Raw genomic sequence first — 8,867 nt, forward strand, 5'->3', positions numbered from 1 at the left:
AGAACGAAGGTGATTCGATGATGCAGAGCATCCTTGTTGGAATAAAGCAGAAAATAAAGATCAATGAAGCTCTAATGAAAAATCACGATGTTGAGTTCATTGAATTTAAAGATAAAGTTCACGGTGTCATAGTAATCACAGAGGCAAACAATGGATAAGAAAGTAATTACAGAGGCGCGTTTGGAAGAGGCGCTAGAGCGGTTGTTGTCTGGATGCCCTATAAGAGTAAAACCAGAAGGCACCCTAACTTTAAACAAGGTTAACAAAGAGGCACGCCTTAGTCATAGCTATGTGCATAAATTCAAAGAATTCGTAGAGCGTGCGACTCCAAAAATAGATACTTTTAACAAAACTAAGAAACAAGCCATTGAAGGCATGGATTTGGGCGAAGCAGAACTAACAGAAGTCGAGAAGCTGAAAGCTGACTTAAAGCGAGAGAAAGCGCTAAAAGAAAAATATCGTTCAGAGCGAGATGATGCCAAGACAGCTCAGAAAGAAATGGAGGCTTTAAACGCCACGCTAATGTTTAGGTTGTACGAATTGCAGGAAGAACTAGGTAGAAAAAGACTGGTCAGTATTTCATAATAGGTGTGAATAACACTTCTTGATTCTCAACTATTTAACCAAAAATATGAGAAAAACACTCTACCCTATTAAGTAACTGTATTTAAAAAGGTTTCACAATATTTTGATATTCCTTTGTGTAACGGTGAACGTAAAAGCGATGCAAAAATTCAATGGCAGCATGGTAGCTGACAATGTGATGGCTCTGATAACTCAGCTTTCAAAATACAAGGCTGAGCTTGAAGGCAAGCTCTATCATGAAATTGGTCGATTTGAAAAATCGACTGGGATTTGCGCAGAATGCGGCCAGCACCATGTTTTAACATTGAACGATAGACATTTCATTTGTGTGGCTTGCGGAGCGCATAAAAATCGCGACCTTTCAGCGGCTAAAAGCATAGCGAACACAGGTGAGTTAGACTTAATAGCGGCTGGAATCGTCGCAAGGGTTAATCCCACTTCTCAGCGGAAAGCAGCTAATAAAATGAAAGTCTTCGAGCTATCGAAGTTTGCTGTTGGATCTGAGAAAAAAGAAGCAGCCTAGCATTCATAAGCTAGACTGTAGAAGCCCATTGATCGACACGTGGTGGCGTCTGTGGGTAGTTCACAATGTATATCCGTCTATAGGTAACGTTCTGACTTAATGAAATCAACTGTCCAAGTTAATTGATGCTAGATAATAAAGATAATTTAGAGATCATGTATTTACCTACTCCACAGTGTTTTTAAAGCTTAATCCCTTTTAATAGTAGCTTAATAGGGTAATTAGTCTTAATTGTTAACTATTTCACTAATGAGTTAGTAAAATATTGATCTAATTAACTCGTTAGATTCGACATTAACTTATTCACATATCCACAGTACCTATTAATTCTATTAAATCTATTAAAACTATAAGATCTATAAGAACTATAGGCGCATGTAAGTCATTGTTATTAAAAGATAAAAACATGATGGCAGATCATATATTTGGTGTTTCGGATCATATATTTGGTGTTTTAGATCATATATTTGGTGTTTCGGATCATATATTTGGTGTTTAGATTACATATATTTGGTGTTTAGATTACATATATTTGGTGTTCTTTTTTAGAATAAGGTTCTGACGACATACACTATTTTTATAGTATATGTCTCATTGCTAGCATGCAAAATGATAGATTAAGCTCTTTTTTAATATATTTAATACAATTCTGAGGTTGAAAGTTTGTATTTGTGTATATGCGTAACATATTTTTGGTGTTGAGAGCTTGTATCTTTGTATGTACGTAACATATTTTTGGTGTTGAGGGTTATATCTTTGCATGTACGTAACATATTATTGGTGTTTTATTTATTTGTAGGGCTATATTCGTCGTATTTTATGGGAAGTTATTAAAAATAGGTCTATGTGAGCATATTTTATATGAGCTACATTACATATTTTTGGTGTTATTAAGAGTACATACCAAAAATATGTAATATGCTTTTTAATATGGAATATCTAAATTATCTATAGTCAGTTTATTCGCAATATCAATTTCTTCTTTGCTGGATGCTTGTTCTGCGCGGTTATTACGCCTTTCAATCAAGGTTGTAGCTATTTTATTAGATAGATCCTCATTACCAGTGTAATTGTATGCAGAAAGTAACAGTTTAAGTTCTGCAGTTGATAATTTTTTACCATTGCCTTCAGACTTTAATTGCTGCCTTTTAAGCTCTAGCTTTTTAATAGTAGAAATAGCATCGCGTTCATTAAATTCCTCAATATTGCCTTTTGTTATCCAACTCATAAGGAATTTGATAGCTATGATTTTGTTGCCTTGTTTTTTTAATTCGTAGCCAACTTCACCATTAGCACTTTCATAAAATAATAGCTCTTTATTTGTTGTCGGATTGGCCTTGAGAATATCAATGCTGCTTCTAATGCATCTCTGCATAAAAACCCCATTATTTTTAAAAGATAATTTATCTGATTTTAAATTCCCTTTTTCATCATATAGACCAAATAAACCTTTTAGTTCATCAAGCTTAATCAAGTGCATTTCGTAGCCGGGCTCTTTAAACCTACTAAGTATTTCATAGAGTCGCTTTGCGTATTCCTGTTTTATGCATAAAAAGCTTGTGGTATTGATCAGCGCAAATCCTTGCTTATACTCTATAAACTCAGACTTCAGAAGATCATTAGGTATCATTGTAAATGTGCGGTTTTTATAGCTTATATTTTTAAATATTGGTTTATAGTCAAATTCAATTTCACCATTACCATCTTCAGTTTTTATACCAACGCTATATCGTGATAGCCGCATAGCTACAGGGTTAAGGTATGTCGCTATATGTTTTGGCGCTATATTGAGCCAATTGGAGAGCTGAGATGCTGAAAACTCGTATTTAGGGGTTGTTCCAACCCAATCACTTTCTTTCATAGTTGCAATCATGAGTGCAAATATATCTGCTTCACGGGCAGATAAATCTTGGCGACTAAATACTATCTGATGGCTCTTTTTTATGTGTTTAGGAAGAGAATCCCTTGAAACTACTTTCTTTTTCTCATCGATGCTCATTTCTTCTTCCAATGTCGAGACTGTATTTGCTAGTTGATGACATATTCTTGGTGTTTTTACTAGATTACACATATTAGACATTAAAATATACTCTCTAATTAGCTTATATTTCGATGATGAGGGGAGCTTGTATTTCAATAGTCATTTTTTAAAATAACGATAAAAATATTCCTCAAGTTGTATTTTACCTACAATCCCTATTTGCCAACACCTACGGCTTCTTTTTTGGTAATTATTCAATGTGAATAACTCAAATTATAAAACTAAAACAAAAAATCAAATACCTCTAAAATACATGGACAACTCAAAAAACAAGGGATACACTTGTTTTAAACAAAAAGGGATTCATCTATGACCATTGAAAAGACTACTCACATTTTTCAAGATTTAAAGGAAGGCGCTGATCGCTATATAAAAAGACGCAATCAGAGGCTTTTAGTAAATCATCGTAAGGAGCTTAGAAGTTTTACGCGAGCTGAAGCATCTATATATTTAGATATTGATGTAAAAACTTTAGATAGGTATTGCGCTTCACTGGGTATTGACCCACGTAGACACGAAGATGCACAGTGGTCAATTGACATCGAAGAAATTTATAAAGTAAGAGATTCGCTCTCTGTTGAATTACGTAAAGAACCTAAGTTCAAACGTAGTGATAAGCAGAAAGCACAGATTATAGTGATTCAGAATCAAAAAGGTGGTGTTGGTAAAACAGTGTCAAGTGCAACAATAGGTTCAGGACTAGCTACTGAGTTTCATCAAGAGTATCGCGTAGGCCTTATTGATATGGATGGACAAGCTACACTATCAATGTATTACGCCCCTGAATCAGCACAAGAAGGTTGTTTATCTGTAGGCGATCTGATCATGGGAAACTATGAATTAGACGAAAATGAAACTAAAAAAGAAGCTATTTCAAGTGCCTTTTTACCTACTACAATTCCAAACCTCCGTATTTTACCTGCCTCACAATCAGATCGTGGTATTGAGGGGTGGTTTCATGAAGGCGTATTTAATAAGTCTCTAAGTTCGCCCTACTCTATTTTGAGTAAGATTTTAAATGAAGTTGAAGATGAATTCGATATTATCATAATAGATACCCCTCCATCATTAGGCTATGCAACGTATAACGCTTACTACGCCGCAACCAGTGTACTTTTCCCACTATCAATTACAGAAAATGACATAGATGCAACGTGTTCTTATTTTTCATATATACCGCAAGTCTGGGGATTATTGAATAATGCGAAGCATCAGGGGTATGACTTCATGAAAATACTTATTACAAATCATAAAGACAGTTCAACAACAACGGAGTTACTCAATAGCCTTAATGATAGCTTTTCACCTTATTTATACTCTAAAGAATTTAAAAATGGTGAAGCTGTAAGGCAGGCATCATCTTTATTATCAACGGTGTTTGATATGTCTAAAAGTGAGTACCCAAAAAGTAAAATGTCATACCAAGTGGCACAGCAAAATGCTTATGAAGTAACAAGTCAACTACAGCGCGATATTGTAAATGTATGGCGTAAGCAAGAGCAGGAGCAGGAGTAAAATCATGGCTAGAAAACGTGGAATAAGATCACCACTTGGCAATGCAGTCGGAGCGCAAGATGCAATCGAGTCAGGACAGAAAAGTAATATAGAGTCGCTTGCAAAGCAATTAAAAGCAGAGATCACTGGTTCTAAATTATCACTAATGGATGTATTACAAACCCATCTAGGGATAAGTAATGTTGGAGAGAGTGTATCCTGGAAGTTAAAATCAGGAAAAATAGCGCAATTTGTTCCTATTACATTAAGTTATCAGCAAGTTAAAGAGCTTACTTCGGTCACATTTGAAGTGAATGGTCGAGATCAATCTGGTCTAACCAAAGAATCTCTTCAAGATCTAGACTCATTATGTATACAACAATATTACCCAGCTATAGGCCGAAGAGTTAATGGCGTAGTTAATGGCGTAATTGATCTGCTAGATGGCTCCAGGCGTAGAGCTAGGTTTTTGCTTGAAGCAGGTAAAATTAACTCATTTAAAATATTAGTCACAGATGACGATATTAGCTCTGGTGACGCTAAAGCATTAGCTAAGCAGCTGCAAGTTAGTAAAGAGCACAACTTACGTGAAATTGGTATGCGTTGTCAGTTAGAAAGTCAGCTTTATGAAAAAAAATATAATAAAAAACTCACGCAATCTGAATTAGCTGAAGAAATGGGCTTAAGCCAAGCCAAGGTAAGTAAGGCGCTAACTGCTGCCTCTATCGATAGTGCTATTATTGAGCTGTTTCCGGATATTTCTTTATTGTCACACTCAGACTACAAAGTATTAAATACAGTACAAAAAACGTTAGGTGAAAACGTAAATGAATTTATAAAGGATATAGAAAGCAATATAATTAATATCAATAGTGAATTAGTTCAAGACGATTATAAAGAAGCTATATTAAAAATAGTTACAGACGCTATTAAAACATACAAACCTAAGCCAACCGAGCAGGCTATCGTTACTCCACTTGCAAATTTTAGCAAAAAGAATACCTATGCACGTAAGCGCGTTAAAGGTAGAAAATTCGCTTATGAGTTTTCACAGCTAACAAAAGAAGTACAAGATACTTTAGACCAGGCTATTGCTAAAGTGTTGCAAGACTCGCTTTAATAATAAAGGTATTCAGTCATAGCTAATTTATGAGTGAATACCTTTTAGGTTCCTCAACGGAGATTTTGTTTTAAGTTATTGTTTTTAAAGTCTTTAGTGTTTTTTATTTGTAGTTATTCAGGCTGAATAAATCAACAGTATCTAGCCTGACTCACGCTCATATATCTGCTGGGTTGATATTAAAAAGTTAAAATTAAACTAAAGTATGAAACCAAGATAATAAAGTTTAGAGTTTTCTGGGCTAGTTTTTCGGCAGCTATGTGCCATAACCGGACATTGGTAACGCTTCGCTTAACCGGCGTAAAATAGCAGGCTAAAATTAGCGACGAAGGAGCGCAAGCCTGCTATAAAGCGTTTGTTATATTTTTGCTAACTCAGGAATCGGTTCCTTTGTAGAAATAACGAATGAGGTTGAATTCAACACATCGTATGGCTGATAGAAACCTTGTTCCCCATTTTCATCGCACGAAAATATATGTGAAATGTCTGGAAAGTTATTAGGGTCAACAGGATGCAAGGCATTTGGATTATGGTATATTACCAAACTCTCTGACCATGATTCCGTATACTCAGGCGAATCTACATCTTCATGGAAAGGTATGCCAGCAAAAGCCTCTGGATCAGGATTAAACCGAGTGCCATCCCTCAAGATTTTAATATCTTCCCCCCCCATACCAGCGAGCTTACCCATACGATTAAACTTTGTAATAGTTGCTGCATTGCTAAATAAGATAGCACTAACATGCTCAGAATCAGGCTGATTGAAAAAGGCAGAAGGAATTGATTTACCTTTCCATTCATGAGTCTCTATGCGGGTAATTTTTGGCTTTCCATCTACAATCGATGCCCTAAAACCGTATAAGTATTCCATTAAGGCAGTTCTAGACCAAGTCATAGAGCCTGTAATATGAAAGTCATGTATTGCGAATACTAATGGCTTGTCTTGAACATGAGATCTTTCCCAATATCTCTTCTTGAGCTTAGAATATAAAGGGCTACCAAACTTAATTGGCATATAGCCGTTGAGAAGCTCTCGTAACTTTTCGGGATCTTCCGGCGCCTCTTCATCTGGACGCGCTTGATTTTCACTCGGATTCACTGTCACAGCTTCAACTAAATACTCATGCACCCCATTAGTAATGTGGAAGTCAGGTGCAGCATTCCCTTTAATTTGAGTGAATTTATCGTGGAAATAGATATATAGATACAACTCCCAAAGACGAGCGTCAAAGCCATGTGTTTGAAATTCTTTTATATAATGACCATCAGGGTCATCAAAAGTATACACAATTTCTTTTATCAAATTTCGAGCTGCTTCCATCCTAGGTTCTTCAGCTAAAGCTATATAGATGGGATTCAACTTTCCTCGCTCAACTAAAGGCTCAAAGAGTTCATTGGTTAATTTAATTTCATCCCCTTGAGGGTAAAAAGATTTACCATCATTTTTATATTTTTTAATAGCTTTGATTAGTTCATTTCGAGCACCTAGTTCACTCGGTTTAAATGTTTTGCTTACTTCTAGCACCCTAAATATTTTTCTAGTATCACGCCCCATAATGACAAAGCCATAATCATTATCGATTGCATTTCTAAAAACAGTTGCTAGAATTTTTTTATCGTATGCAATAAACCACTGTTTTTCATCTGCTGTACTTCTTGCCATAGGATGACGTGAAAAACAAAAAGCGTCAAATTGACGTCTAGAAATACTCCTCACTCCTGATGGCAACTTAACTGCCACATCAGTTTTTTTACGTCTCTTTTCAAGCCTCTTCTTTCTTTTCTGATCTCGAGACAACTTAGCTTTTGCCATCAAATACCTCTGAACTCAATTAAAAATATAACTCCACCTTAAGCGGCAAAATATTGTTGGCTAAAATATTGAACGGAGTGAAAATAGCCAACTGTATTTTGTGATCTTCACGCGCCTAAAAGAGGTAAATGTTTACGCTGCTGATAGGTTAAAGCTAACTCTAAACAGGACTTGATTGCTGTTTCTGGTAACACTTGCGATAAGGACAGAACTATTGATCTGTTTCCCTGAAACACCAGTTCTTCACCATACAATTCTCTAAATGTATCGACTAACTTAGTTTGGCAATTAAAGAATAGGTAATAATTATTAGGATATTTCAGCTTCCAGTCCATTCTTAGCGGGCTGCCTGTTTTTACACTATAGCTAGGTTCACCCCATTTTAGAGTTTCATCGACTTCACCCAGCTCCAAATCAGATGCGATTTGAAAGACTAGATTTCTTAGCTCCTCTAGCCTAATACGAGCATTTTCCGGATATTCATCGAAGCGTTCTTTGACTACCTTGTTCACTGGAACCTCCTATTCACATAACGAGCCTGTAGAATAACTCCAACAGCCAAAATCAATTAAAAAACTAGCTCCTGCAATTAGTTCTAAGCGTTTTTAGAGCATTAGGTAATGCATTTGGGACCCATAAAACAGGATGTTTTTCTTAAAAAAGAGTAATTCTACAGCCTCAACTTTGAAATAAGGGACGCAGCAGGCGGCTTAATTGTTTTGTTATACACATCACTGCTTGGTGGTTGACATAAGTGTCTTAAGCCCATTGTACCAAGCTAAAAAAGCAACGGTACCATGAGTCTCATTTTTAAAATATTGTTGCTCCGAAATAGCATCATTATTATCAATTACAGATGAAGCAAAAGTAGCACCCCATCTATAATTGGTCAGCCCGATATCTCCCAAATGAGAATTGTTTGCGAAAGCAAAGTAAACTCGAGAATTGAAATTTATATCTCTATTGCCGGCGTTCAATGCCCGATTTAAGTAATCATTATCCCATAGCGATGTGGGATCTATGATTAAATAATCTGTAAATACAGATGGTGACTCTATAAGAGTGTTTGCTGCGAACAAACCGCCAAACGACTCACCAACTAACAATCGCTTGTTGGACGTCCTATATGCAGTGTCAACGGCGGGTATCAACTCTTTTTCAAGAAATTTAGCGAACTGATTAGCGTTTCCTGTTTGCTCGAATGTTTCCAAAACGCGGTCTTTAAACTTCCACTCTATAATCGATGACGGAGTTAAGTCACGAGATCTATTTGTATTCGGAATGGCAATTA

Annotated in this window: 8 protein-coding genes; 4 read left to right on the plus strand and 4 right to left on the minus strand. The window is 36.0% G+C overall.

Annotated features, from left to right (window positions below; genetic code table 11):
• The first annotated feature begins 150 nt into the window (after positions 1-150).
• Both ACT3RM_RS15910 and ACT3RM_RS15915 read left to right on the plus strand, forming a co-directional pair.
• On the plus strand, positions 151-585 hold the full coding sequence (locus ACT3RM_RS15910; protein WP_193050459.1) for a hypothetical protein: 435 nt from the start codon (positions 151-153) through the stop codon (positions 583-585).
• 139 nt (positions 586-724) lie between these two features.
• A complete protein-coding gene (locus ACT3RM_RS15915; RefSeq protein WP_444511415.1) occupies positions 725-1,108 on the plus strand; it encodes a zinc ribbon domain-containing protein in 384 nt (127 codons plus the stop codon).
• Between the two features lie 925 nt (positions 1,109-2,033).
• Here the strand turns inward: ACT3RM_RS15915 and ACT3RM_RS15920 are convergent.
• Positions 2,034-3,107, minus strand: a complete 1,074-nt coding sequence (locus ACT3RM_RS15920) for a replication initiation protein (RefSeq protein ID WP_179808317.1) — start codon at positions 3,105-3,107, stop codon at positions 2,034-2,036.
• Between the two features lie 351 nt (positions 3,108-3,458).
• Here ACT3RM_RS15920 and ACT3RM_RS15925 point away from each other — a divergent pair, with 351 nt between their 5' ends.
• Positions 3,459-4,664 carry a ParA family protein gene (locus tag ACT3RM_RS15925; RefSeq protein ID WP_086998901.1) on the plus strand — a complete coding sequence of 402 codons (1,206 nt, stop codon included), beginning with the start codon at positions 3,459-3,461 and terminating at the stop codon, positions 4,662-4,664.
• A 4-nt stretch (positions 4,665-4,668) separates the two neighbouring features.
• A complete protein-coding gene (locus tag ACT3RM_RS15930) occupies positions 4,669-5,763 on the plus strand; it encodes a ParB family protein (protein WP_192532259.1) in 1,095 nt (364 codons plus the stop codon).
• 358 nt (positions 5,764-6,121) lie between these two features.
• Here ACT3RM_RS15930 and ACT3RM_RS15935 read toward each other — a convergent pair whose 3' ends face one another.
• The 3 genes from ACT3RM_RS15935 to ACT3RM_RS15945 all read right to left on the minus strand — a co-directional run.
• Positions 6,122-7,576, minus strand: a complete 1,455-nt coding sequence (locus ACT3RM_RS15935) for a hypothetical protein (RefSeq protein WP_192532260.1) — start codon at positions 7,574-7,576, stop codon at positions 6,122-6,124.
• Between the two features lie 107 nt (positions 7,577-7,683).
• On the minus strand, positions 7,684-8,088 hold the full coding sequence (locus tag ACT3RM_RS15940) for a DUF1801 domain-containing protein (RefSeq protein WP_192532261.1): 405 nt from the start codon (positions 8,086-8,088) through the stop codon (positions 7,684-7,686).
• Positions 8,089-8,307: 219 nt separating this feature from the next.
• Positions 8,308-8,867, minus strand: a 560-nt coding sequence (locus ACT3RM_RS15945; RefSeq protein ID WP_444511416.1) for an alpha/beta hydrolase, incomplete at its 5' end; no start/stop codon positions are given.

This window comes from Pseudoalteromonas sp. AOP7-A1-14 (assembly GCF_052376275.1).
In the GTDB taxonomy this organism is placed as follows: domain Bacteria; phylum Pseudomonadota; class Gammaproteobacteria; order Enterobacterales; family Alteromonadaceae; genus Pseudoalteromonas.